28 protein-coding genes are annotated in these 25566 nt (G+C 45.3%); 18 read left to right on the top strand and 10 right to left on the bottom strand.

Features of this window, described 5'->3' with window-relative positions:
• Positions 1-4: 4 nt before the first annotated feature.
• Positions 5-1228, top strand: a complete 1224-nt coding sequence (locus QUA74_RS07545) for a response regulator (protein ID WP_333326637.1) — start codon at positions 5-7, stop codon at positions 1226-1228.
• A 15-nt stretch (positions 1229-1243) separates the two neighbouring features.
• Here QUA74_RS07545 and QUA74_RS07550 read toward each other — a convergent pair whose 3' ends face one another.
• The 4 genes from QUA74_RS07550 to QUA74_RS07565 all read right to left on the bottom strand — a co-directional run bounded on the left by QUA74_RS07550 (position 1244) and on the right by QUA74_RS07565 (position 6534).
• The gene (locus tag QUA74_RS07550; protein WP_333326639.1) at positions 1244-1825 is read right to left on the bottom strand and encodes an HAD family hydrolase; all 582 of its coding nucleotides are present in this window, start codon (positions 1823-1825) and stop codon (positions 1244-1246) included.
• 302 nt (positions 1826-2127) lie between these two features.
• On the bottom strand, positions 2128-3255 hold the full coding sequence (locus tag QUA74_RS07555) for an ATP-binding protein (RefSeq protein WP_333326641.1): 1128 nt from the start codon (positions 3253-3255) through the stop codon (positions 2128-2130).
• A complete protein-coding gene (locus tag QUA74_RS07560; RefSeq protein ID WP_333326643.1) occupies positions 3252-5093 on the bottom strand; it encodes a WD40 repeat domain-containing protein in 1842 nt (613 codons plus the stop codon). The genes QUA74_RS07555 and QUA74_RS07560 overlap by 4 nt, the downstream gene beginning before the upstream one ends.
• Before the next feature lies 1 nt (position 5094).
• Positions 5095-6534, bottom strand: a complete 1440-nt coding sequence (locus QUA74_RS07565; RefSeq protein ID WP_333326645.1) for an ATP-binding protein — start codon at positions 6532-6534, stop codon at positions 5095-5097.
• 149 nt (positions 6535-6683) lie between these two features.
• Between QUA74_RS07565 and QUA74_RS07570 the strand changes: the two genes are divergently transcribed.
• The gene (locus QUA74_RS07570; protein WP_333326647.1) at positions 6684-7046 is read left to right on the top strand and encodes a TRADD-N-associated membrane domain-containing protein; all 363 of its coding nucleotides are present in this window, start codon (positions 6684-6686) and stop codon (positions 7044-7046) included.
• A 79-nt stretch (positions 7047-7125) separates the two neighbouring features.
• Here the strand turns inward: QUA74_RS07570 and QUA74_RS07575 are convergent, their stop codons facing one another.
• Positions 7126-8088, bottom strand: a complete 963-nt coding sequence (locus QUA74_RS07575; protein ID WP_333326837.1) for a glycosyltransferase family 9 protein — start codon at positions 8086-8088, stop codon at positions 7126-7128.
• A gap of 172 nt (positions 8089-8260) precedes the next feature.
• Between QUA74_RS07575 and ispD the strand changes: the two genes are divergently transcribed.
• Entirely contained in the window at positions 8261-8947 is a 687-nt protein-coding gene (gene ispD / locus QUA74_RS07580; protein ID WP_333326649.1) for a 2-C-methyl-D-erythritol 4-phosphate cytidylyltransferase, read from the top strand.
• Positions 8948-9032: 85 nt separating this feature from the next.
• The gene (locus tag QUA74_RS07585; protein WP_333326651.1) at positions 9033-9356 is read left to right on the top strand and encodes a hypothetical protein; all 324 of its coding nucleotides are present in this window, start codon (positions 9033-9035) and stop codon (positions 9354-9356) included.
• A 158-nt stretch (positions 9357-9514) separates the two neighbouring features.
• Here the strand turns inward: QUA74_RS07585 and QUA74_RS07590 are convergent, their stop codons facing one another.
• Both QUA74_RS07590 and QUA74_RS07595 read right to left on the bottom strand, forming a co-directional pair.
• Positions 9515-10447, bottom strand: coding sequence for a LysR family transcriptional regulator (locus QUA74_RS07590; protein WP_333326653.1), 933 nt, complete (start codon positions 10445-10447; stop codon positions 9515-9517).
• 66 nt (positions 10448-10513) lie between these two features.
• Entirely contained in the window at positions 10514-10693 is a 180-nt protein-coding gene (locus tag QUA74_RS07595; RefSeq protein WP_333326655.1) for a hypothetical protein, read from the bottom strand.
• Between the two features lie 15 nt (positions 10694-10708).
• Between QUA74_RS07595 and QUA74_RS07600 the strand changes: the two genes are divergently transcribed.
• The 4 genes from QUA74_RS07600 to QUA74_RS07615 all read left to right on the top strand — a co-directional run bounded on the left by QUA74_RS07600 (position 10709) and on the right by QUA74_RS07615 (position 13124).
• Complete coding sequence (locus tag QUA74_RS07600; RefSeq protein ID WP_333326657.1) at positions 10709-11002, top strand: hypothetical protein; 294 nt, start codon at positions 10709-10711, stop codon at positions 11000-11002.
• A 140-nt stretch (positions 11003-11142) separates the two neighbouring features.
• Positions 11143-11406, top strand: coding sequence for a hypothetical protein (locus QUA74_RS07605; protein WP_333326659.1), 264 nt, complete (start codon positions 11143-11145; stop codon positions 11404-11406).
• 81 nt (positions 11407-11487) lie between these two features.
• Positions 11488-12576 (top strand): tetratricopeptide repeat protein, encoded by a 1089-nt coding sequence (locus QUA74_RS07610; protein ID WP_333326661.1) that lies wholly within the window; start codon positions 11488-11490, stop codon positions 12574-12576.
• A 38-nt stretch (positions 12577-12614) separates the two neighbouring features.
• Positions 12615-13124 carry an N-acetyltransferase gene (locus QUA74_RS07615; protein ID WP_333326663.1) on the top strand — a complete coding sequence of 170 codons (510 nt, stop codon included), beginning with the start codon at positions 12615-12617 and terminating at the stop codon, positions 13122-13124.
• Positions 13125-13357: 233 nt separating this feature from the next.
• Here QUA74_RS07615 and QUA74_RS07620 read toward each other — a convergent pair whose 3' ends face one another.
• Positions 13358-14932: an adenylate/guanylate cyclase domain-containing protein gene (locus QUA74_RS07620; RefSeq protein ID WP_333326666.1), complete on the bottom strand. Its 1575-nt coding sequence runs from the start codon at positions 14930-14932 to the stop codon at positions 13358-13360.
• A 225-nt stretch (positions 14933-15157) separates the two neighbouring features.
• On the opposite strand from QUA74_RS07620, the gene QUA74_RS07625 reads away from it, so the two are divergent.
• The 10 genes from QUA74_RS07625 to QUA74_RS07670 all read left to right on the top strand — a co-directional run bounded on the left by QUA74_RS07625 (position 15158) and on the right by QUA74_RS07670 (position 23037).
• A complete protein-coding gene (locus tag QUA74_RS07625) occupies positions 15158-15418 on the top strand; it encodes a hypothetical protein (protein WP_333326668.1) in 261 nt (86 codons plus the stop codon).
• 117 nt (positions 15419-15535) lie between these two features.
• Positions 15536-16366, top strand: coding sequence for a prepilin peptidase (locus QUA74_RS07630; RefSeq protein WP_333326670.1), 831 nt, complete (start codon positions 15536-15538; stop codon positions 16364-16366).
• A 61-nt stretch (positions 16367-16427) separates the two neighbouring features.
• On the top strand, positions 16428-16643 hold the full coding sequence (locus QUA74_RS07635; protein ID WP_333326672.1) for a hypothetical protein: 216 nt from the start codon (positions 16428-16430) through the stop codon (positions 16641-16643).
• A 174-nt stretch (positions 16644-16817) separates the two neighbouring features.
• Positions 16818-17768, top strand: a complete 951-nt coding sequence (accD, locus tag QUA74_RS07640) for an acetyl-CoA carboxylase, carboxyltransferase subunit beta (RefSeq protein ID WP_333216841.1) — start codon at positions 16818-16820, stop codon at positions 17766-17768.
• 383 nt (positions 17769-18151) lie between these two features.
• Positions 18152-18343, top strand: a complete 192-nt coding sequence (locus QUA74_RS07645; RefSeq protein WP_333058460.1) for a translation initiation factor IF-2 — start codon at positions 18152-18154, stop codon at positions 18341-18343.
• Between the two features lie 145 nt (positions 18344-18488).
• Positions 18489-18977 (top strand): photosystem II cytochrome c-550, encoded by a 489-nt coding sequence (gene psbV, locus QUA74_RS07650; RefSeq protein ID WP_333326675.1) that lies wholly within the window; start codon positions 18489-18491, stop codon positions 18975-18977.
• 154 nt (positions 18978-19131) lie between these two features.
• Complete coding sequence (gene psbV2, locus QUA74_RS07655) at positions 19132-19632, top strand: photosystem II cytochrome PsbV2 (RefSeq protein ID WP_333326677.1); 501 nt, start codon at positions 19132-19134, stop codon at positions 19630-19632.
• Between the two features lie 125 nt (positions 19633-19757).
• Positions 19758-20096, top strand: a complete 339-nt coding sequence (gene petJ / locus QUA74_RS07660) for a cytochrome c6 PetJ (protein WP_333326679.1) — start codon at positions 19758-19760, stop codon at positions 20094-20096.
• A gap of 416 nt (positions 20097-20512) precedes the next feature.
• A complete protein-coding gene (locus QUA74_RS07665) occupies positions 20513-21526 on the top strand; it encodes a CHAD domain-containing protein (RefSeq protein WP_333326681.1) in 1014 nt (337 codons plus the stop codon).
• 428 nt (positions 21527-21954) lie between these two features.
• Positions 21955-23037 carry a hypothetical protein gene (locus QUA74_RS07670; protein WP_333326683.1) on the top strand — a complete coding sequence of 361 codons (1083 nt, stop codon included), beginning with the start codon at positions 21955-21957 and terminating at the stop codon, positions 23035-23037.
• Between the two features lie 189 nt (positions 23038-23226).
• Here the strand turns inward: QUA74_RS07670 and QUA74_RS07675 are convergent, their stop codons facing one another.
• Positions 23227-23724 (bottom strand): 2TM domain-containing protein, encoded by a 498-nt coding sequence (locus tag QUA74_RS07675; protein ID WP_333326685.1) that lies wholly within the window; start codon positions 23722-23724, stop codon positions 23227-23229.
• 169 nt (positions 23725-23893) lie between these two features.
• The gene (crtA, locus tag QUA74_RS07680; protein ID WP_333326686.1) at positions 23894-24730 is read right to left on the bottom strand and encodes a cyanoexosortase A; all 837 of its coding nucleotides are present in this window, start codon (positions 24728-24730) and stop codon (positions 23894-23896) included.
• Positions 24731-25566: the final 836 nt, after the last annotated feature.

Raw genomic sequence — 25566 nt, forward strand, 5'->3', positions numbered from 1 at the left:
AAAAATGAACCCTATACAAATTTTGGTTGTAGAAGACGAAGTTATTGTAGCTCAAGACATAGCAGGTCGATTAAAAAAACTGGGATATGCAGTAACAGCTACAGTTTCTTCAGGAGAAGAAGCAATTCAAAAAGCGATAGAAAACCCCCCCGACTTAGTGTTGATGGATATCGTGCTTAAAGGTGACATGGACGGGGTAACAGCAGCCGAGAAAATCCGAACTAATAGGAATGTGCCGACAGTATTTTTAACAGCTTATGCCGACGATCAAACGCTGCAAAGAGCGAAACTTACAGACCCATTCGGTTATATTATCAAACCATTTCAACAAAATGATTTGCGGGTGGCGATCGAGATTGCCCTGCACAGACACGAAATCGAAACCAAGATGCGAGAATCTCTCAAAGCCGCGGAAGCAGTCAGAGAGTCGGTGGAAGAAAAATCGCACCGCCAAAACCAGTATATTTCAATGGCCGCTCACGAATTGCGGAACCCGCTCAACGCGATTTTAATTTCTGCGGAACTTCTCGATCGAACTCGCAGCAGTGACGAATCCCAAGTTAGAACCCTGCGACTGGTGCACTCAGCTACCCAAAAGATGAACCAGCTAATCGACGATATGCTGTTCATGGGTCGAGCAGAATCAGGCCAACTCAAATGCAATCCATTACCGATAAATTTAGTCGAATTTTGTCAAGACTTGCTCGCTCAATTGCAGTTAGGAAATGAAGCCAAACACAAACTAACATTAATCCCGTCCGATGTTACCAGCGCGATGTTAGATCAACAATTGCTGCACGGGATTATTTCTAACTTAATCGTCAACGCCATCAAATATTCCCCCAACGGCGGGCTAGTCACCTTGGAATTGGAATGCCGTCTAGCAGGCGAGGGAGACAAAGAACCTATTTTCTGCTTGTCTCCTCAGTGTTTGTTTCCAAATTCCCAATTTACAAATATTAGCTCTCCCTTACTAATTATGCGTATCCGAGACGAAGGTATCGGCATCCCAGAAACTGAAGTAGGGAAAATATTTGAAATGTTTTACCGCTGCCAAAATACGGGAAAGATTAAAGGTAATGGTTTGGGATTAACCATTGTTAAAAAAGCTGTGGAATTGCAAGGAGGGGCGATCGCCTGCGAAAGCAAAATGGGCGTGGGTACAACCTTCACAGTCGCCCTTCCTTACGTCGCACTTTCCTGTAAGACTCCACGATCAACAACTTAAATACCACTACAAACATTAATCAAAGTGTGGCAAAATCCACTCCACCGCCACCGCTAAATTTGCTGCAATAAAATCCGGTTTAGTATGGTGCTGATACTCCCCACTCAACACGCTTTCCCCGTAACCAGTCTGCACCAAAATTCCTGTACATCCGGCATTGTGAGCCATATCAACATCAGTCGCTTTATCCCCCACCATAAAACTATTTCGCAAATCTAAATCCTGTTCCCAAGCCGCCGCTACCAACATCCCTGTATTTGGTTTTCGCCACGTTGTATACCGCGTAAATTCTGGGTTGGTTCCGCCTTCGGCTGCGCTTAAATAAGGACAGTAATAAAGAGCATCTAACTTTGCTCCGGCTTCATTTTCTAATAGCTGACAAAGGCGTTTGTGCAAAGCTTCTACGTGGCTAACCGGATAATAACCCCTCGCTGGGCCGGATTGATTGGAAACCAAACAGCAAAATATTTTTTTGTCATTTAAACGGCGTACAGCTTGGGCTACTCCGGGGATTAAATGCAAATCTTCTACTTTGTGAATGTAGCCCGCTTCGATATTGAGAACGCCATCTCTGTCAAGAAATACTGCTCGTTTCATTGTTGTATTGTTTTTGATATAATATAAAACTCGGTGGCATCGGAATTGATATTACCGAGATTCAGGAGATGGCAATGTCCATTGGTGTCAACTTAAGCTTTTCGTCCGCTAGCCCTCCCGCCTACCCGCCAGTCCGCCAGGGAATGAATTCCCTGTCTAATAGCGAAAGTCCTCTCAAAGAGGACTGAATCATTCATTAGTCCTCGGAAGCGAGGACTTCAGCTTTGAGGCAGGGGTTTCAACCCCTGTCGGACTATCGATGTAACGTTAAGTTGACTCCAATGGACACTGCCGTGTCCTCATTATGATTCTAAAATAGATTGTTTGCCTAACCATTCGCGGAAACTATTATGATACAAACTATAGCAAATTTCTCCTTCGATTTCCTGCTTATTTAAGAACGCGATCCAATTGTCTAACGCTTTTTCAACATCGTATTCATCCTCATCAATTATATTGGATATGGCACTTACAGACAAACCTGTTGGGGATTTTACCAAAACATTCAGCACAGCCAAGTCAACTGCCGATAAGCCATCACCTGTCATCCGCAGCCAGTGGTTTTGATAATACGCTGCTAAACCGGGAGGAAGTTCAGGGAAAAGTGAGGACTCTCCCAGATTAGCATCGGGGTGTGAATTCTCGCCGATCGCCCTTAGCATCTGACTCAGATACATGAAATTGTTTTCGCTGACAGTGGCGAGTTGTTGGCAGAATTCGGGTTGAGTTAAATCCGGTGCGGTTGATAGGTATTGCTGAATGTAGTTCAGGACATCCTCCCGATTTTGGGCGGGATAATCTCTTAAATCGAGAGTTTGAGAGGGGGTTTCAATTAACAAACCGGATTTCTCTCTCAAAAACGGGCGGCGGGCGAGGATAAAATAAGTACGATCGCCCAAATATCTCGGCAGATAAAACAGATTTGAGCTGGGAGGCTGACTCGTGCGGGCGATCGCGTCTACAGAATCAATGACTATTATCAACTTTTGGCGATCGGCTAATTTATCGCTAATTTGCTGAAGCAACAAAGACAGAAACCAACTGCCATCATCGGATTCGAGATTTTGAAGTTGAGATATTAGCTTGACAATTTCCGATGTTTCCCCATTGGCGGCAAGGTATTTGTCAATCAGTTGAGTGCAGACAGAAGCGAGAAAATCTTCAGCTCGATTTTTGCCTTCAACTGCAGCGTTGTAATAGATACTGCGAGGATGGGCGGTGACATATTGGGCGAGGATGGAACTTTTGCCGCAGCCGGCAGTGCCGACTATTGTGAAATAACCGCGGCTGTGGGAGTGCAGAAAGTCGGATATGGCAGAAAAAACAAACTTGCGCCCTGCAAAATTCTCGGTTTTTTCTCGCAGGAGTGGCTGAAATTCTTTTGGGTAAGCAGCGGTAGAGATGGGAGTTGGCAGAGGTGAGGAATTCATGTTAGTTCCTCCACCCCTTCTAGCCGCAGGAAATATACGCGGCCGGATGCGTCGCCTGCCACAATTGTTACTCCATCGGGTGCAATAGCGCAAGAGGCGATCGGGCTTTCAGCCGTGAAACTGGCCATGAATTTTCCAGTTGTTAAATCCCAGACTTTGAGAGTGTCATCTGAACCAAAAATAACCCGTTTGCCGTCGTGAGTGACGGCTACTGCTGTTACCAAGTCGCTATGACATTGTAGAGTAAATAGTTCCTTTCGAGTTGTTAAATCCCAAACTTTGATGGTGTTGTCCCAGGAACCAGAAATCGCCCGACCATCAGCAGTGATGGCTACTGCTGTTACCCAATTGCTGTGACCTTTAAGAGTAAACAGTTCCTTTCGAGTTGTTAAATCCCAGACTTTGATGATTTTGTCAGATGAACCAGAAATCGCTCGCTTGCCATCAGCAGTTACGGCTACTGCATTTACTGACCTCAAGTGACCTTCAAGAGTAAACAGTTCCTTTCGAGTTGTTAAATCCCAAACTTTGAGAGTATCATCTGAACCGAAAATAACCCAGTTGCCGTCGTGGCTGACGGCTCCTGCTGTTACTAAATTGCTGTGACCTTTAAGCGTAAACAGTTCTTTTCTAGTTGTTAAATCCCAGACTTTTAGGGTTTTGTCCCATGAACTAGAAATCGCCCGCTTACCATCAGCAGTGACAGCTACTGCATTTACCGAGTCGCTGTGACCTTTAGGAGTAAATTGTTGCTTTCCAGTGCTTAAATCCCAGACTTTGATGGTGCTGTCCAATGAACCAGAAATCGCTCGCTTCCCATCAGCAGTGACAACTACTGCATTTACCGAGTCGCTGTGACCTTTAAGAGTAAATTGTTGCTTTCCAGTGCTTAAATCCCAGACTTTGAGGGTGTTGTCATTTGAACCAGAAATCGCTCGCTTGCCATCAGCAGTGATGGCTAATGTATATACCAAGTCGCTGTGACCTTGAAGAATAAACTGTTCCTTTCCAGTGTTTAAATCCCAGACTTTGAGAATTTGGTCAGATGAACCAGAAATTACCCACTTCCCATCAGCAGTAACTGCTACTGAGTTTACCCAGTGGCTGTGACCTTCTAGGGTAAACAGTTCATCTCCAGTGTTTAAATCCCAGACTTTGAGAGTTTTGTCAGATGAACCAGAAATCGCCCGCTTGCCATCAGTAGTGACGGCTACTGCATTTACCGAGTCGCTGTGACCTTCTAGGGTAAAGAGTTCATCTCCAGTTGTTAAATCCCAGACTTTGATGGTGCTGTCCAATGAACCAGAAATCGCTCGCTTGCCATCAGTAGTGACGGCTACTGCATTTACCGAGTCGCTGTGATCTTTGAGAGTGCGTAGCAATCCCCTACGAGGAGGAGTTAAACATGGTGTCACAGGACGCAACCAAGGTGCTGCTTTCCGCTGCTTTGCTACCTCTAGCATTGCCTGAATTGCCGGAATATTAAAGTGCAGCAAGCGCCCTAAAAATTGCCCTGCCAGTTGTGTCTTATCTCGCTTCAAAATATCGGCTGACATCCACAGTACCCTTTGAATCAAGTCCAGGGCTTTCGCTTTTTCTGGATTATACTCTGGGTTACTTAATGCTTCTGAATCGTCAACGAAATTGAAATCATCAATCAGGGCCTGCACTCCAAACTCAGGATGCTGAATCTTTGCCATCAGGAAGTGAAAATCTGTCAGCGTCTGATAATACTTTTCTAAATTCCCTGACTTGACATAATTTTGCAGCAAGCTGCCCAGATAAGCACGTTGATAGAAAAGCGGTTTGGTCTCGAACTTGTCAGCAAATTCTCCCATCTCACGCCATCCCCTTTTCTAAATATTCAGCAATTTGTTGATTTACTGCCTTAAAAATCTTTCGCTTTGCATCCATCTCCCGTTTGGCTTTCAGAAAATCAAGGAAACTAGCGTGATAGATGGTATAGCAGATTTCTCCATCTACCTGCTGCTTTTTCAAATATTCAACCCACTCATCTAAAACCTGTGCCACATCGCATTCATCTACCTCGGAAATTCCAGCAATCATCTCGCAGGGAATCGGCGTGCCCATCTCTAGTAAAATATACAATACAATCTCCATCAATTGCCCTGGCTTAGCTTCCATTCCCATCCGCACCCAATGGTTTTGATAATACTCTTGCAGCCCATCTGGTAATTGCTTTAAACTCAAATCGTTGTAATCGCCCTTAGCAATTGCTGGGAAAACATACCGCAAATACATAAAATTGTTTTCGCTTTTGCTGGCTAATTCCTCGACAAAAGTTGTATCGGAAATGCTGCGGGTTTGAATCCAGTTTCTCAGTCTATCTTTATAATCGGAATCGGTATTTAGAACAAAGCGAATATATTCTTTGATATCATCCTGATTAGAATTAACATACTTGTTGTCTCTTAAATCTAGCTCGTTTACCGGAACTCCCGGAGATACGGACAGCCGCTTTTTACCGAGGTGATAAGGTCGCCTCGTCAGCAAGAAATAAACCCGATCTGGCAGAGTTGTCGGTAAATGTAAAAGATTTTCTCCCGCTTCCTGTTCGACTTCATCCAGTGCATCAATCGCAATTACCAAACGTTCGCCCAAAGTGAGTTTTTCCGCCACCTTTGCCAGTAAAGTTGGTAAATCGGCATCTTCTGAATTTGGCAATTGATAGCGGTCAATTAATTGCTGGCCAATGCTCTTCAAAAACAATTCGGGTCTGTTACGGCGTTCGACGAGAATATTGAAATAGCAGGGAGATTTATGTTCGGAGACGTATTTGGCAACGATCGAACTTTTGCCCATTCCCGCATCCCCGATAATTGTAAAATAACCGCAAGGATTTTCGGTGATAAATTGCTGAAAAGTTTCAAAAACAAATCGGCGACCGCAAAAGGTTTTAATCTTTTCTTCTATTAACGATATAAATTCTTCGGGGTAGGGAGAGGAGTTAGAAGCTTGGGTAGCAACTACGGGTTGTGATGGTTGATAATACTTTTGTTTTAATTTAGTATGCAGAGTCCTCAACTTACCGGCACCTTGTTGGCTAGCAAGTTCAGGAAAACTATTTGAAAATTTCTTGTAAATCTCTCCCAATCGTTTTTTTACATTATCATCTGATGTGCTTAATTTCACTTGAAGCTTTGCCTGATTTAGCGGTGCTTTTTCAGGAGATAAGAGTGCTGATAATAATGTTTCTGTTTGTTCGGGAGATAACTCATGTATCCCAGATTCGCGTTGAAGAAATTTTTGCCAATCCATAGTTTAATTATACCTTGACTATACTTTGATTAGACCGACCTCTAATAGACCTAAGTTTATACCTCTGGTCAACTTCACTCAATTAAAGTGATGTAATGATTTTATCAGAACACAAAAGCAATTATTGATAAACAAGAGAGGTCAGTCAAATGAATTTTAACTTATTCGGCAACTCGCAACCTGATCAAGATTATAGCGACCTTGCAGAAGAAATACTGGAAGAATTGCTGCGACAAGTTCGCCAAAGCTACAATGTCGCCCTTACCGTCATCGGTACATCGGCAATTCTTGCTTTCGTAGGTGTGGGACTTGTTTATGCTAATAAAGTTCAGGAAGGTGCTGTCACTACTGCCGCGGGAGGAGTGACAACTGTTGCCGCCACTCGGTTTGCCAACCAAAAGAAGAAGGAATTACAGGAGATGATGGAGCTTGTTGAAAAACGAAGAGCGAAAGAGGAATTACGGAAAAAGATTCCTCGTCCCCAGGCTCTGCCTCCTGTGAAGCCCCGATAAGCGAGGCAGAGCCTCTAGATATGGGTTCCCAGACAGAGCCTGGGAACCAGCTAAAAGTCCTTACTGCGAACTTTTGTTCTTAGCCGCCCCAAACCTTTTTCAAAACATCTTGAGGAGAGATGTCTGCCATTTTGCCAGTAGGAGATTTAATGCCCAAAAATCGATCGCTCTTTGGCAACAATTTCGCCGGTTCAGTCGGGCCAAACAAAGCTATTGTATAAGTTTGAACCGCCACAGCTAAGTGCATCGGCGCACTGTCAGTACATATCATCAAATTAGCAGCAGCAATAGTCGCCGCCAACTTGCCGACATCATCCGGCGAGATAACTTTTACATTCGGACATAACTCGACTAACTTTGTCACGAAGTCTGCATCTTCTGGGCCTTTCACAACAACAACAGGCAAATTCGGCTGCCGTTGCTGACAGTCTTCGATGATTTGCTTCCACTTGTCTGTAGGGTAAATTTTGTCAATACCTTTAGACACAGCTAATTGACTCGAACCGCCGTGAATCAAAATGTAGCCGCTTTCTTTTACCCCCAACCGCTGCTGTTCGGCTTCCGCCCACTGAATGTCCTGTTTTGGTACATTAATTGCCACTGGCGGACAAGGATTTTTAATGTTAAATCCTTGCAGCAAATCGTGGTACATTGAAGCGGCGTACTGTTCAGTTTTCAGCGGTACAGCAGCAGTGAGAAATCGAGCACCGTTGGTTCCAGAATAGCCAACTCTCTGCGGAATGCCGGTCAGCCACAGCAGCAGCCCTACAGTCCACCGCTGGCCTAGGGAAATAACTGCTTCGTATTCGCGATCGCGAATTACGCCCAGTAAATTGCCCAAATCTGCCATAGCGTTGCGGTCTTTGAAATTGTACGTCAAGACTTCTTTGACGGATTTGCAGACTCGGTAAGCGCCCTTCGCCCTCGGTTCAACAATGACATCAATTTGCGCGTCGGGATAAGACTGCTTGAGGTCATCAAGAGTGGGGAAAAATAAAATTTGGTCGCCAATCCCGCCAGGGACAAGTGCTAGTATTCGCATCATAAACGATCGGGCTATTATTGATCGAGGTAGCTCTCAGAGATCGGCTCTCAACTATCAGCTTATAGTATTTCTAGACCTTAAAAGCTACTGGCTGACAGCTAAACAACTGACTCAAAAGTACAGGACGCTCTTATTATATATATCTAGTTGGGTTAAAAACGGTTAGTAAATGCACTTATTAATTCCTGCAGCGGGTTCGGGGCGACGGATGGGGAGTCAGCGGAACAAACTGCTGCTGACTTTGCTGGGAAAACCTTTGCTGAGTTGGACTTTGGCTGCTGCTGAAGCTTCGCAGCACATTAGCTGGATTGGCATCATGGGTCAGCCAGACGATTTTCCTGATTTTAAAGCAATTGTGAGCGATTTATCTTTGGTTAAGCCCGTGGAACTGATTAAAGGAGGCGCCACCAGGCAAGAGTCAGTTTACAACGGTTTGCAGGCTTTGCCTCCGTCGGGCGATCGAGTGTTGATTCACGACGGCGCGAGGTGTTTGGCAACTGCTGAATTGTTCGATCGATCTGCCGAGGCCCTCTTGAGCTGTCCCGGCTTGATTGTCGCCGTCCCGGTCAAGGATACGATTAAGGTCGTAGATGAGCGTCGAATCGTGCGAGACACTCCAGACAGAAGCAATTTGTGGGCAGCCCAGACTCCCCAAGGATTTGAAGTGAAATTGTTAAAGCAGTGTCACGAAGAAGGGCGACAAAAAGGTTGGGAAGTGACAGACGATGCGGCTTTGTTTGAAAAATGCGGTTTACCAGTGCAAATTGTGGAGGGGGAAGAGACGAATTTGAAAGTCACAACACCCGTTGATTTGGCGCTAGCTGAATTTATTTTGCGGCAGAGATACGGGGAATAGTTTTGAGTTGTGTAATCGGGAATGCGACTCAGCTATGTTGTGGTCATTGTGAGAAAATCTGTAATACAAGTGGAGGATGAAAGAAATGCAATATAGCGGTAAATGGCGGATCACAGAGATGGCAATGTGGGATAGTGATTACTTGGACATGGAAGTTGAAGCCTATATCGAGATTGAACCCACAGGTTCGGGAGAATTTCAATTCGGTTTAGTATCAGGTGAAATTGACGGCGAAGTGGTAAAAGACCGAGATGATGAGCGATTCGAGTTTACATGGGATGGCAATGACGAATGTGACCCTGCATCTGGTAGCGGTTGGCTGAGATTAAAGGGTAAAAATTCACTAGACGGTCGAATCAAATTCCACCAAGGCGACAGTTCTAGTCTTGTTGCAAAACGCATGAAATAGGCAATCAGCGATCGTACTATTGCTGAGGCGTATTTTTTTCAACTGCAGATGAACGCAGATAAAAGCAGATAAAATCCCATCCGCATTCATCTGTGTTCATCTGCTGATATCTGCGGTTAAAAAGTACAATCTAACCAACCACCCATAACTTAGGTTTCTCATGAAGGATTAATCGCAAACTCGCCCTCACAATCAACCTCTGCGGCACTTTTAACTAAATCCAAAAACGCAAACACAGCCGGAATCAACAACCCATCCCTCAAAACAGCCACCCCAATTACCCTTTCAAAATCCGCAGGCAAACTGCAAACTTTCACCGAAGACGGTATCGGTTCCGCCGCCAAACGCGGCAGAATTGCTGTACCCAAACCTTGCATCACCATACTGACAATAGTTGAATCTTCGCTGAGTTCGTAAGCGATATTTAAGGGAAACCCCGAAGTTGTCAAATATTTTCGCAGCGGTACAGAACAAGAATTTTCTGCAGGCTGCAAAATCAACGGATAAGCCGCTAATTCTTCCCAGGTAATCTTAGCAGTTGACAATTTGGCAGTTGGCGGCAGCAACACAACATATTTATCCCGCAAAATTTCCCTCGTTTCAAATTCATTGGAGATGGGAAGAGAGACAAAGCCGATATCTGCTTTGCCCGATCGCAAAGCTTCTTCCACAGCTTGGGTATAATAAACTTCGGTAATGCTGACGGCAATTTTGGGAAAGCGATCGCGAAATTTAGCAATCATACCGGGTAGGATATGAGTTGCAACACTGCGAAAAGTCACTATCCGCACCAGGCCTCCCTGCAAACCTTTTTCTAAATCCGCTTCTTTGACCATCATTTCTAAAGCGCGGGCTATTTGACGCCCGTGACTCACTACCCTTTCCCCCACTGGTGTCAGTTGAGCACCGTGTCGTCCCCGGTGAAACAGTTGCACTCCCAATTCTGTTTCTAAAGAAGCGATGGCGTGGCTGACTGCTGATTGTGACAGTTCCAATTGCAAAGCCGCCTCGCTAAAGTTTTCACAGTCTGCTACAGCTATCAAAGCTTGAATCTGAGAGAGTTTCATCCGCCGCGTATTGATTTCGCTCATAGCGTTTGTGCCAGTAGTACCCAAATTGTCACAAGGGCTTCGATATATCGATTTTATTCATACAACCTATGCAAGCAATGCTTTGATTGTCAATTGCCCCAGAGTTAAGGTTAATTTATCAGGTAACAGATAGACTTTTACAGAACTTGCACGACAACAATATTGTGCTGTAATTGCGATGGCATTATTGCAGTTAAAAGCTATTTCTTGTAATTTTATTGGTGCAATTTTTGTAGGAGTTATCACTTTAAGGTGTTGGCTATGTTTACTTACAAAAATCGGATTGACCCCCGAATAATGAGGTTTTTTTCGATTGCCGATCGAGCTAAACCATCCGAAAAACCGAAAGGGCAATCTCTCTGTTCAGCCATAAATCAAATTGGGCAGTTTTTGCTCTACCTCACTTCTGGTGAGGACGCTCTGAGAATTTGGCAGACGCGCGATCGCTATGGTAACACTTGGTGGCACGGTTGCGATCGGGCGACTGGTCGTTCTACCTGCGTGGCGACGGATCATGAAATGCGCGCTTGGATCGATCGGCGTTATTGCCAATAGTAGTGTGTGGGTTGCGTGGAAATGAAGTGAAATACAGTTCTCAATTAGCAATTAGCAATTACCCATTACCCCTTAGCAATTACCCATTACCCTTTACCAATTACCCATTACCAATTACCCATTACCAAGTAGGAGATGCTATGCTTCAAATATCTTCCGAATGTGCAGCGCCAGATCGCATTATTCTGATGGAAAACGAGGTATATAGATTGCCTCAAACTCATCGAGAAATTCAAGTGGTGTCAGGAATTGCTTGGATCACGCTTGACCAACAGGACATCATCTTAGAAAGCCCTGAAAAAGCATCGCTTCCACCCAGCAAAAACTTTGCTCTCATCTCCCCTCTCAACAATATGCCACTGATTATGGCCGTCTGGGAAGACAAAAACCCAGTCAGAGCCTAGGGATTGAGAAAAAATTCGGCAGGAACACCCCAAAAAGCTCTATCTTAATAGTTATCACTTAGCTATTGGAGGACTCGATCGGTGCACTGCCGCTCTTACCACTTCAGCTATCTCGCAGCTATAAGTATTGTCTTATCGCCCGCACTCAGCTTGCTGGCAATTTCAGACGCCCGGGCTTATGTCCCAATTATCAATGCGAGGCACACCCAAGCGAGCGATTCCCTACGGGATAGCTTCGCTTCACTCGCTCAGGCAACAGACCCCAAAACGCAAGCAGACGAACTCTTTGAAACAGGAGTAAAACAGCACCGCGAGGGTTTGTTTCGAGAAGCAATCGAGACTTTTGAGCAAGTTTTGGCAATCCGCCAGCAACTCGGCGACCAAGCCGGAATCGGAGAAACTCTCAATAATATGGGGGAAGTTTATGGCGAAATGGGTTTGAGGCCCAAAGCTTTGGAAGTTCTGCAGCAAGCTTTAGTCATTCACCGAGAAATCAGCGGAGGGCGTCGTATCGCGCGCACTCTCAATCTCATCGGTTTCGTTAACCGGATTGGGGACAATTTTTCCGAAGCGATGAAACTGCACCAAGAAGCTTTGGAACTTGCCCAAACTACCGACGACCAAATTGAAATTGGAGAATCCCTCCACAACATCGCGGCCGTGTACACAGAACAGGTCAATTACGCCAAGGCGATCGAATTTTACCAGCAAGCGCGGACGATTCGCACGGCTGTCGGCGATCAGCGCGATTTAGGTCGTACCCTCAATAACATGGGCGGCGTCTACTACAACATCGGCGACTTTAATAGAGCGATGGAATTTTACCACCAAGCTTTAGCAATTCGCCGAGAAATCGGAGACCGGGCTGGCGTCGGCCGCCTCCTCAACAACATGGCACTTACCTCTCGCAAACTCGGCAAAGATACTCAAGCGCTGATCTATTTTCAGCAAGCAATACCGATGTTAGAAGCAATTGGTGACAAGACAAGTATCGGACGCTTGCTCAACAATATGGGCGCAATTCATGAAAGTCTCGGTCAATATGCTCAAGCTCTCGAATCCTACGAGGGAGCTTTAAAAATTGCTCGTGAGGGCGGTGACAAAGCCGGAGAAACTACAGCAATGGAGGGCATTAAGCGATTGTCTTCCGGTCAGCTTGTACCGCAATAATGACTGTTAGTTGCTCGAACAATCAATCAATATAAGCTATGGAGATCCGTACTGAAAAGCCAGAAGATGTCGAATCTGTTCGCCACCTCAATATTGCGGCATTCGGGCGAGAAAATGAGGCTAACTTAGTCGATCGCTTGCGGGGAATTGCATCTACACTTTCCTTAGTTGCCGTACAAGCCGATCGCATTGTCGGACACATTTTCTTCAGTCCGGTTGTCGTCGCAGGAAAATGTTCTAAAAATTTGTCTATTCTGGGGTTGGCGCCAGTCGCAGTTCTACCAAACTATCAGCGCCAAGGTATAGGAACGCTGCTGATCCGGGAGGGTTTAGAAGAGTGCAGGCGATTGGGATTTCAGGCAGTGGTTGTGCTTGGTAATCCAGATTTTTATTTGCGTTTTGGGTTCATTCCTGCTAGTAGAAATAGCTTGAAATGTGAATATGATGTGCCCGATGAAGCTTTTATGGTGTTGGAGTTAGAAAGTGGAGCTTTGCAGGATTGCAGCGGAACGGTGAAGTATCGATCGGAGTTTAATCTATGCGAGTGATATTAATTCCGCCCTTCATCGGAATTATTCATCTCTTTCTGATCTCCCTCTGCGTTCTCTGCGGTTAAATGATTCCGATGCAACGGGAACTGATCTGACGAAGTGGCGGTTTTTATTGTGATGTATCGTAAAAAATTATAAAAATAACATTAGGAGTCACAGTGGAAAGCGGTTGTGCTGTACTTGCCTTGGTGAACCATAAAACCTGTACAACTATTACCCAGCAAAGTTATTTAAACGCCCCCTTTTCCCTTCTCCCCTTTTGCACGTTGCAAAATAAAAATCGGAGTCAGAGCAGATTTCCCCTTCAGAGAAACAGCTCCCAAAGCCTCGCAAATGAAGTTTAGCCCGATCGACTCACACACCCTTTCACCAATCAAAATTTGGTTTTCCCCCGCCTTGCTCATCAACCGAGCCGCCGTATTCACCGTATCGCCGAGGATATTAAACTCCCTGCGCCCTCGCGCTTCCCCAACCTCAGCAGCAAACACCGGCCCCAGGGATAGCCCTATTTGACAGCTTACTTCCACCTCTTTACCGCCGATAATTACTGGCGGCAAAGCTGCAATCATATCTCGGATTGCAATCGCCGCACTAGCGGCGCGGCTGGCGTCATCCCTGTGAGCATCGGGTACGCCAAAATAAATCAGCATATCGGAACCGTCTAAGTGCGCCGTTACTTTTTGCAATACGCCCCCTTTAGCTGAGACTACAGCATCGATCGACGCAAACACCCGAGAAAAAGCCACTATCAGATTGACTTCTTCCTCCAGCGACGCTTTGTCCACAGACTCCGGTAAACCAATCAAGTTGACAAACATCACCGTCGGTTCAGGAAAATCCGGCGGGATTTTGCGCTGATCAGCATTTTCCACCAGCAGTCTCAGAATCGCTTTGGGAATATAACTAGCAAGGGGTTCAAGCCGCTGCACAGCTTCCCCGATTTCTTTTACCAAGCCCGCAACGCTGCGATCGAGCAATACCGAACTCGGCATCCGCCGCCCCGTCAAAGTGATATCATACTCTCCGAGTTGATCGTCCGTGAAATCGTCCGCCACCAAGAAATAACCCTGTTTCCCCGGTTCAAAACGAAATTGCTCTCCCAAAGACTCTCTAGCAGTTTCAGTCACACACACCCGCCCCACAGTCCCAGAACCCTCAGCTTGCTTGGCTTCCTGGACTGAATGCCCCAGCAGTACGTGAGCCATCCGCAGCGGGGTACCGATGTCAGCACTAATATAGCGGCCGCAGTGGATGCCCACCCGCATCCTCAAAGCCAAAACACCCCGCGCCGTTTCAATATTCGCAAATTCAGCCATCGCCCGCTGCATCCGCAAACCCGCCCGCACCGCCCTAGCTGTATCCTCTTGATGAACCCCTGACAGAAACTGCACCAGCATCGCATCTCCGGTAAACTCCAGCAAATCCCCGCCCGATTTGCTGACAATTTCAATCATCGAGGCAAAATAGTCGTTAATCACGCCCAGCAGGCTTTCAGCTCCCTTGCGCCCCTGGGTCGCATTCGCTTCCAACAGCGAGGTAAACCCTGCCAAATCCGTGAACAGCAAGGTGCCTGTTTGCCACTGGTAGCGCACCTCCCCTGGGTTGGGCGGAGATTCGGACACGGGCCGGGGCACGTAGTCGTGGAGGATGTAGCGGAGAGTACGCAGGTGCTCGAAAACCCCCATTAGCGTTGCGGGGGACGGATCTACCCACGCAGCAGCGTATAGTTGGGCGGAAAGAAGCGATCGCAGCCGCAGTTCGATCGCAGCCAAGGGAGGATTGTAAGTTAATCTATTAATTTCCACCTAGTATATTCTTAAAAAATAAGGTCAATCGATTTGAGATTTTAGATTTTAGATTAAAGAATTGAAGCATTGACCCCACGGATAAATTCGGGGGCTTGTGGATCGGATACAGGTTTTTTATTTCTGGACGGATGAATCCGGGGGCTTGTATCCTGGATGCTTTCGGTCAGTTCCATCTAGAGGCAACACCAATAGCTAGACCTATACCATTATGATAAGTTTCCAGTGACCAGATACCAGCCGCACCCAGAACCCTGGATAGAAACTTCCGAAAGTCACAGCTTGCTAGCTCCCGATTTGATCCGAGCGGCTCGATCGGCCTATGGTATGTATCTGAAAGTGCATTCCGAGCAGATCCAGCGTCCGATCGGTGTAGTTGTTAGTCTAGGAAGAGATCGAGGGCAGCTAATTTTTGCTTCGCAGCCGATTTTGTTGCCCGGTGAACGTTTTGTTACTTTTGACGAAATTGAATCTCAAATGTATTAGTCAGTAGTCAGTAGTCAGTAGTTATTTGTTGGTTGTTAGTTGTTGGTTCTAATCGCCAATGCCCTTCGGCCCTTCGGCCAAATGCCCAACCAATTACCAATTATCAATTACCAATTAATGGAAATAATTTTTAATTGTATTGTTTATGTCATTGTATTTACTTTCGGATCGGCTATTGGCAGTTTTCTAAATGTGGTAGTCTATCGGTTGCCTGCGGGTTTGTCGGTGATCCACCCTCCTTCTCGCTGTCCCAAGTGTTTAAATCAACTCAGAACTTACGAAAATATACCCGTTTTCGGTTGGCTGTGGCTGCGGGGACGCTGCAATCACTGCCGCAGTCGGATTTCTGCCCGCTATCCGCTGGTGGAAGCAGCTACGGGTTTGCTGTTTTTGCTCATCTTCTGGCGGTTTGGGGCGGGTGTGCAAACTCTGGGTTTTTGGGCTTTGTTTAGCTGGCTGTTGGCTTTGTCTTTGATTGATTGCGATACAATGACTTTGCCTAATTCTTTAACTCGATCGGGTTTGGTGGTCGGATTGGTTTTCCAAGTGGCGAAAGGTTGGTGGCCGACTTTTAGTTTGATCGACTCGATACACTATCTGGTACTCGACGGGATCGCGGGAGCAGTTGTCGGGTTGTGGCTGTTTGACGCCATCGGACTCGCCGGGACGATCGGCCTCGGCCAGAATGCTATGGGGGCCGGAGATACCAAATTGGCCGCCTTGATGGGAGCTTGGCTGGGCTGGAAATACTTGCTGCTAGCGGGATTTATTGCCTGTGTCGCCGGAGCTTTTGTAGGTGGTGGGGCGATCGCTATCGGGTTACTCGATCGGCGTCAACCCATGCCTTTCGGCCCGTTTCTGGCTCTCGGTACAGCAATTACTACTCTGTGGGGCGAAGCGATCTTATCTAGTTACTGGCAGTTGTTTTTCCCGAATTTTAGTTTCTGATCCGCAGGTAGTCAGGCGCGATCGAACATAACATTGTCTCAAAAATTGGTAAAATTGTTCCGTGTCTTGGATTACACTTACAACTACTAGCTTTCGTTGGGAAGCGGAATTAATGCAGCAGCTCCTAGCTGCTCATGAAATCCCGGCCCGGATTGTAGACTTGGGCATAGCATCTTATTTCGGGGCTGGAAGTGCTACAGCCCTGCAAGTTCTTCCACAACACCAGCAAACAGCATCGCTCCTCATCAGTCCCATTGAAGAGGACAATAGTCAGTAGTCAAGTCTGTTGTTTATTGTCAGTTGTTATGGGTTATTGGTTATTAGTTATGAGTTATTAGTTATTAGTTATTGGTAGCAGCTAACAACTCACAAATAACAACAGCCAACAGCCAACAGTCAACAGTCAACAGTCAACAGTCAACAGTCAACAGTTAACAATTACCAAGTTTTAATGTCTCTATTTGATTGGTTTGCAAATCGACGAAAATCAGTACCGAACTCCCAAGAACGGCCGGAACGAGAAATTGCGGACGGACTTTGGAATAAATGCGAAGCTTGCGATGCCCTGAGTTATACCAAAGACCTGCGAGCAAATCAAATGGTTTGCTTGGAATGCGGGCATCATATCAGAGTTTACAGTGACGATCGCATCGAGCAGTTGATCGATCCCAATACCTGGGTACCCATTAACGAAGGACTGCACGCCACCGATCCCCTGAAATTTCGCGATCGAAAAAAATATAGCGATCGACTCCGAGAATTTCAAGAAAAAACAGGCCACCTAGACGCCGTAGAAACAGGCATCGGCAAACTAGAAAATTTGCCAGTCGCCCTCGGAGTCATGGAATTTCAGTTCATCGGCGGCAGCATGGGCTCAGTTGTCGGAGAAAAGCTGACTCGCCTCATCGAACACGCCACGCGGGAACGCTTGTCCGTGATCATTGTCTGCGCTTCCGGTGGTGCAAGAATGCAAGAAGGAATGCTCAGCTTGATGCAAATGGCTAAAATTTCCGGGGCTCTGGAACGCCATCGGGAAGCGAGACTGCTTTACATCCCGATTTTGACCCACCCGACCACCGGTGGCGTCACCGCCAGTTTTGCCATGTTGGGAGACATTATAATTGCAGAGCCAAAAGCTACTGTGGCCTTTACGGGCGGCCGGGTAATCGAGCAAACTCTGCGGGAAAAGCTGCCGGAAAATTATCAAACTTCCGAATACTCCTTCGCCCACGGTTTTGTAGATTTGATTGTACCCCGGACTCAATTAAAGAAAACTCTTGGTCAGCTCATCAGCCTCCACCAGCCCCAGCCTTTCTTGGCCGGCTCGGAATTCCCCGCCCTCGAAGCCAGCGATAACCACGCTTTGCCCCCGCAGACTCACGCCTTCAAACTTTCTCCCTAAGCTGCTGCGCCAGAGGATTGTCTGTTGGTGAGTGCGGGGCACAGAGGAAATTGCTGAGGAATTGCGAAAAACCCGCCTTCTACCAACAATATTGAGTTTGGTAACGAGACGTTCACGCAGACACCGGCTTTTGAGCCCCGCGCGCGCAAGTCCTATTGGTAATAACGACGCAGCAGTGGGATGATATTGATCGGAAGTTGATTGGCCCTGGAGTTTGGCTGGGCAAAAATGCCTAGTAGCAGTTAGCGGTTAGTTAGCTTGCGATAGATCAAACAAAATCTCAGAACAAACTAACAGAACAAGCTAACAGCGCTTTCTAAAATTGTCCGGCTTTCAGTTAATAGCCGTCAACTCAATTTTGACCTGTCAGCGACCTAAAAATTATGGGTTTTGCAGACCTGTCCATCGCAGAAATAGCAGAGGACTTCAACGTCCCTGTTGAAGAGGTGATCCGCTTGTGCGATGAGTTGGAAATTGCCTACAAGCACCCTCAAACCCGTTTGGCTTTGGAGGATGTTAAGGCAATTATGTCCACTCTCGAAAAAAGGCGCGACTCAAAACTTCTTGCAGATTAGATCGCAAAATTCCTCTACCTTTAAAGGTATGGCTGCACCAACTTTCGCCAGTTGTTGCAGAAAGAGGGAATTTTGAACACACATCTGTTTGCCAGGTACGATCTCTTAGCGTTCAATAATTTGCCGGATTTTTTTAAGGAGAACCATGCTTAAAAGATATTTCATTGCTCTGACCGCTGTATTCTTGAGCTTTCAGTTATTTGTCAGCAGTGCGATGGCTGTCGAACTGAGTCCTGAACTTCGCACTGTGACTTTGAATGACAAGGGTGCTCCAGTGGTGCTGAGCCTCAAACAAGTTCAGCAAGGCAAACGCCTATTCAATTCGGCTTGCGCTCAATGTCACGCTGCGGGCATGACAAAAACTGACCCGAACGTGAATTTGAGCCCGGAAACTCTGGCTTTGGCCAACCCGCCCCGGAATAGTATTGAGTCGCTGGTGGACTTTATGAAAAATCCCACCACTTATGACGGCTTTGAAGAAATTTCGGAACTGCATCCGAGTATGAAGAGTGCGGATATTTTCGCTGAGATGAGAAATCTCTCGGATGACGATTTGTACGCGATTGCCGGTCACATTCTGTTACAGCCGAAAATTGTCTCCAAGCAGTGGGCTGGTGGCAAAGGCGCTCGCTAATCGATTTTAGATTTTAGATTTTAGATTTTGGATTTTGGATTGGGAGAGGGCTGAAGTTCGGCAATAATTGCTGGCTGGTCGTTTTTCGCTCTAAAATCTGAAATCTAAAATTTACCTCCAGCTCATTGATTCTCGCAAAAGGTTGTAGTCCCTCATGCTGCGTCGTGGTGCTTTTGTCTGCTTTCTGTTGGGGATGTTAATTATTTTGCCGCTCGTGCTGTTGGCTCCTCAACCTGTTTTGGCTGCTGCCGATTCTTACGTGAATAGGTATTTACAAGCCAGCGAACCTGTGGCTCTGGAGTTGGACTCTGAGGGACATACTCGCTTGTTTTCGGCTCAGGATTTGTCTGCGGGCAAGGTATTGTTCGAGCAAAATTGCTTGAATTGTCACGTCGGAGGAGCTAATTTGCCAGATCCGACGATATCTCTGTCTTTGGCTGACCTCAAAGGGGCAACGCCTCCCCGCAGCAACATCAATAGTCTGGTGGCGTATCTGAGAGAACCGATGACTTATGACGGTACTGAGGAGACTTTTTGGTGCCGCCAAGTGCCGGAAAGCTGGATGCCACAGGCTGAGATTGAAAATTTAGCGGCTTTTGTAATCCGGGCTGCTCAGAAAGCTCCGGGCTGGGGCGTGGAGAATTTTGAGAGTTGAACTGCCACTGCCAAAAAGTGGTAAATTACTCGGAAGAAGGCGATACGACTGCGCGATCGCGCCTGTTTTAACAGGTAAAATATCTAAAGAATCACCTTTTGCGTGTCCATTAGAGGAGAACTGCGTTGAAAAGACTCTTATCGATCGCCCTGTTAGCGATCGCAATTTTTACCGTCGGCTTTGGCCGCCCTGCTTTGGCAGGAGATGCCGCTAACGGAGCTAAAATCTTTAGCTCGAACTGTGCTGCTTGTCACATCGGTGGCGGCAACGTGGTTATGGCCATGAAAACCTTGAAAAAGGAAGCTCTTGAGAAGTACGGTATGAATTCTCTGGAAGCTATTACCACTCAGGTAGCTAAGGGCAAAAATGCTATGCCTGCTTTCGGCGCCAAGTTGAAGCCCGAACAAATTGAGGATGTAGCAACCTACGTGCTCTCCCAATCTGAGAAAGACTGGAAAGGCTAAACTGCCTCTTTGAAGTCTGGCAGCCTGGGCGGGTTTGATTTAATTTAAAACTTGTCCTCCCGATCGCACCCTCTCTCACCCTTTGGCGAATAAATATCGGTTTGCAGCGATCTTAACCAGTTGGGGAAAGCGCGCCAGAAATCGGATTTTTATTAGCTCAAGGGTGAGGGAGGGTAATTTTATTTTAGATTTTAGATTTTAGATTTTAGATTTTAGATTTTAGATTTTAGATTTTAGATTTTAGATTTTAGATTGCTAAATGCTGACTTTGTATCAACTGTCAAGCACCTTATATTAAGATTTATGTATGGAAGCGAGTCATAAATTGGGGTTGTGTGCTAGGATGTAAACCCTTTACTAGCAAAGCCTTGAAATCCAAATTAAAGTCGATCAGGGATCTGGAATCTACACCTGCCATGAACGTAAAAACATCAGCAAAAGTTAAAACTCAAGTTAAAACTCTCGGAGACGCTGCATCTGAGGCGATTGAGAAATATTTCCGCAAAAGTGTAGCGCACGAGGCTGAAGTTCTCAAAGACAAAGACGCCGAAGAACTTCACCAAATGCGCGTGGGATTGAGACGTTTGCGATCGGCTGTGACTGGTTTTGCTCCGGTTTTAGATTGGCCAAAAGAGGCTTCGGAAGGCAAAATTGGTAAGGTGGGGCGGATTCTGGGAACGCTCAGGGATTTGGATGTGATGCTCGAAAGTCTCCAAAACCGCTATTACCCGAATTTGCCGACTCAAGAACAGAAAGTTTTGGATAAAGCTTTGTTGACTTTGCTCAAACAGCGACACCGGGCTTTAAAAGAGGTGAGGGCGATTTTAGAGCACAAAAGCTACGAATCGCTGAAGCAGTCGATCGAGGATTGGCTGGAAAAACCGAAGTTTCAGGCGATCGAACATTTGCCAATTGCTGAGGTTTTGCCAGATTTACTGTTACCTCAAGTCAGTGAGTTTTTCCTGCATCCGGCTTGGCTGTTGGGCACGGAATATGAGGATGGCGAAGTTAAAGTTGGTGATGATTTGAATGCTGAGGCTGTCGAAGAGAAGTTAGCAGCCGAGGGAACTATTCTGCACGATTTGCGGAAGCAAGCTAAGCGAGTTCGCTATTTGATGAATCTGTTTGGGGATTTTTACAGCGAGACTTACGAAGTTTATGTCGAAGATGTGAAAGCTGTTCAGGAATGTTTGGGCGATATTCAAGACAGTGAAGTTTTAGGCGAGTTTCTGACAGATTTTGTCGATCGCGATCTGAAAAAAGAGTTGCCGAAGTTGGCTGGTTTGTTAGCCGAAAATCGCTATGCAGCTTGGCAAAAATGGCAGGTTTTGCAGCGCAGGTATTTGAATTCGGAAATTCGGCAAGGTTTGCGATCTGCTTTAATTCATCCTGTGGCTGAAGATGCTGCTAACGTGGAAGCGTCGCATTAATTTTAGTGAGTTTGCAGTTGCGCTTGGGCGCAACTGCAAGCAACAGATAAGTAGCTCGTTCTAATTAGGGCTTACTGAAAAAGTCTACACAGCGAATAAGCTCGCGCCACACAGCTTGAAAAATAATAGGTTCATCGCTTATTTCTCAAATTTACCCAGCAGCTTCCCACAAAAGTGCCAGGGTTTTGAACCTCGCTTATGGTATAATTTGCCATTGTTCGCTCAAAAAAAGATTAAAACCCTTCTCAGGCCTGCCTTCTGCTTTTATTCCGCAAGCCATAATGAAACGTAAAACGCTCTAGAGGAGCGTATGGCTACCCCCTGCTCTTAAAATTTTGATTGCCTATGTTAAAATTCTTTGGTGACAGGGAGGGTCCCCCCCTGTCAAGATTTCCGTTGAAAGTAAAAAATTAGTCAGATAAAAAACAATGAGCGGCCAACTTAACAAACCTCTGGAAATATGGATCAATGAAGATTTACTACTTCCTGGTGTACGCTCAGCCCCACTGCTAATGCACCTCAGTCCGCCGGACACTAATCGAGAGTTAGAGTTTTGGAATTTGCTCAGGGATAAATTGCCGGAGCTAGTCAAGATTCACCGATTTACAAACTTGGCAGATGCAGGCAAGATTGTGGTAACTCCACATTTTATTTCAAGTTATTATGGCCTTAAGAAGGAAGCTCAATTACATAAATTTCGGCGCCAAGTATTAAGCTCAAAACGGACTCTCGTCACCTTTGCAAACTGTTTGGAGTGTCAGCCTTATCCAGGAGAAATATTGTTTGCCTCGGCAACTTACCGTGATAAAAAAGAAAAATCAATACCCGCGCCCCCATGGATTTATGACCTGGGAGAGAAGGTAAATATACCAAAACCATCAATTCCTACTGTCGGTTTTGTGGGAAATGTTGAATATCCATCCCGACTAAACTCGCTGATATTACGTTATATCAAATTTTCTGATTCTATGGTTAACTGGATGGCATGCAACCTTTTTGTTAATCGTAATTTGAATTTGGGTCTGCGAAGGTTGATTGCACGATTAGTTAGAAAAAAAATAATTAATGAAGTGCGAAAAGCGAAAAATCTACAAACATCTTTGATAGAAAGAAAGGGAGATTTTTTTAGTCTTCCATTAGAAGAAAGAAACCGCCAAAGAGCCGAGTATATCCAAAATATCGAGAAGAATGCTTATATCTTGGCGATGAGGGGAGACGATAATGGCTGTTACCATCTCGGGGAGGTGATGTCAGCAGGGAGAATTCCGGTTTTCATTGATACCAATAAATCGTTACCGGAGTTGAGAGGCATGAAATGGGAAGATTTTTGCGTTATCGTTCCTTTTTCGGAAGTGCATCGGATTGGAGATTATATCCAAGCTTTTCACGATAAACTTTCGGATGACGATTTTGCTGAGGTTTGCCGCAAATCTCGCGCTGCTTTTGATCAGCTACTCCCTCACAATTTTGTGGGCAGCATTTTGGAAATAATTGCCAAAACTACCAACTAATGAGGTAGAAAAAAGGCTAGAGAATGGCGGCTAAGAATATAGGAGTTAATTTAAATCTCGGAGAAAAATACAGCAGTTATTAATCATTTGTCCGATTTCTCTCCGGTCTAAGTGTTAGAGTTTCCGAGTTATTTGTATTAGCGGTAGTTGATTAGAAGAAAAAGCGCTCGCTTTTTTATTAATAGAAAATCACGACTGCAACCACTTCATCAACTTATTCGTCGCAGTACCAAGAGACTCTCCGACTTGTTTCTTCAACCGCCAGCGCCCAAAGGCTTTTTCGTAATCTTCCCCTTCAGTTTGATAAACATTCCAAGCATTCAGCGACAATCCTAAGCCCCAGGTTAGTAAAATGAAAAGCGACCAAGAAAGCTCGTGCGCTCCTGCTAAATTAAACAAAACTAAGAAACTATTGATAATGCCGTACTTTGTTACATTTTTCTGCAATTTAGCGCGACGGTAAGAGTTAAAAACCTGTTTTTCTTGAAATTCTCCTCTAGTTGCTAACCATTGCTGTTCCGCCGCCACAATATCCTGTTCCGAAATGCCCAATTCCGCTGCAATCTCGAAAAGCTGCACTCTGGATAATTCCCCTTCATCCTGTCGCCGCGCGATCGCAAGCTGTAAAATACCCTGAGCATCCTCTGAACCGTAAATGTGATTTATTTGACTTTCATTTGTCGCCATAACAAGTTTCCTATAATTCCTGACATCCTTTCTATGATAGATATAGGCGCACGTAAACAGCAGGTAGTGACGTTGGCGGATTTCAACACCCGGACATTGGAGTGAGCGAGACTCCTCACTATGGTAGTGGAAATCGAAGAACCGATATATTACCTCAAATTGCAACTAATTAAATTCCCGAACATTGACTAAGTTTGCTATCTCGTTTCAACATAAATTGATAAAATATCCCAAACAAAATCACCGCAATCATTCCCACGACTAAAGAACCTTCACCCTCATGCCAATATTTAAACAAATCTAGGCGATTAGATGCAACTAACAAAGCCATTCCCGCCACTCGAAAAACATTAATAATAAAACCAAAAATGACAGCGACACCTATTACCAAAGCCTTATTTTGTTTAGTAGGAAACATCACCAAACAAACTACAGCTAAACCTAATAAGTAATTCATTGCCTCTATACCAGAACAACCCCCATTTACCAACACCCTTCCTGTCGGTAAAGCAACATAATTACCGTCACGTGTTACATCAAAACCGATATACCACAAAGAATAATAAGCAAATTTAGCAGTAAGCGAGGTAATAAAATCCACTAAAGGTAACGTAATGACACTGGGGATGCCATGAAAAAATAGTATTACCAATTCACGCCAATATAGTTTTAAGTTGCGAAAACCTACCGCAAGTAGGCTCAAACCTAAACCAGACAAAAAAGGTGCAAGTCTTAAAAAAGGAGCGAATTTACTTGAAACCACAGCACTTTGAAATAAAATAAAAGCTATTAATAGCGTTCCTGCTACTCTCGACAATAGGTCACTTTTTATCTCACTCTGTTTGAGAATATCCTGGTTGTCCCAAAGCAGGGAACCCACAGCGAACCAAAAAACTATACTCATCCAAAAATGAGCAATATCGTCCAGTTTCCACAGGAGTGTCATATTCACACTTACTAAAGCTGTGGCGATAATGATGAGCCAAAAAAGTTTTCTCTTGAACATGGTAGATATTAGTTATTAGTTGATTGATGAGAGCCATACTTGGGACAATTTTTGATTGTCAACCGTAGAATAAGGGTTTCCAGTCGATTCGGCAATCGAAGTACCAACGAAAAATGGATGGTTTCAGACTCCGAACTAAAAACAGTCCAGACTCTTGTTAGATCATATCATAAAAATAGTAGGGGAGGTGGACAACTTAGTAGCTTGAACTCCTCCTATGGAAAAGACTCGGATGATTTTAATGGCCGTAAATCTTTGAGATTATGTTAGTAGGCACTCTGGAATTTGATGGATGGTGAAACTCAGATGCAACTGAAATCTTGCACCATTATCAATAACACTTCTATGGGCGGGATCTCCTGCCCAACCCCTACTCCCCACAATAAAATGCAGTTGTTGTGGAACAGGGCGGAAAGCATGTTAAGCGAGAATGGTGCAACAGATGAGATGCAACGCATAGCTCAGCATTAGGACACCTAGTAAAAAGACTGCTACTCGAAATGATTGGTTGGGTGTCTAGCACTTGCTTACTCAGCCGCTGTAAGCAAAGACTAAAAAGGGAGTGAATCAACAATAATTAAAAATAAGTAGCCTCAATGAGGCTGGCATTTCTTGAGAGTAGACACAATTGGCACCGCGCCTGGTGTGACACTGAGGTTCGAGTAAATACGGCTGAGCGAGTTAGAGTTCGAGCAATGATCAATGGTGATTATCTCCTTTTAAAGAATCTCAGTGTCTTTAGATCGGAAATTATTAAGAAACAGCCTTACGGTAGTTCTTAAATACGCTGTCTAGGGGCGACTTGACGTTGAATACAACTACTCTGCGGTGCTGTA

Origin of the sequence: Microcoleus sp. LAD1_D3 (assembly GCF_036702135.1) — a bacterium.
Lineage (GTDB): Bacteria > Cyanobacteriota > Cyanobacteriia > Cyanobacteriales > Microcoleaceae > Microcoleus.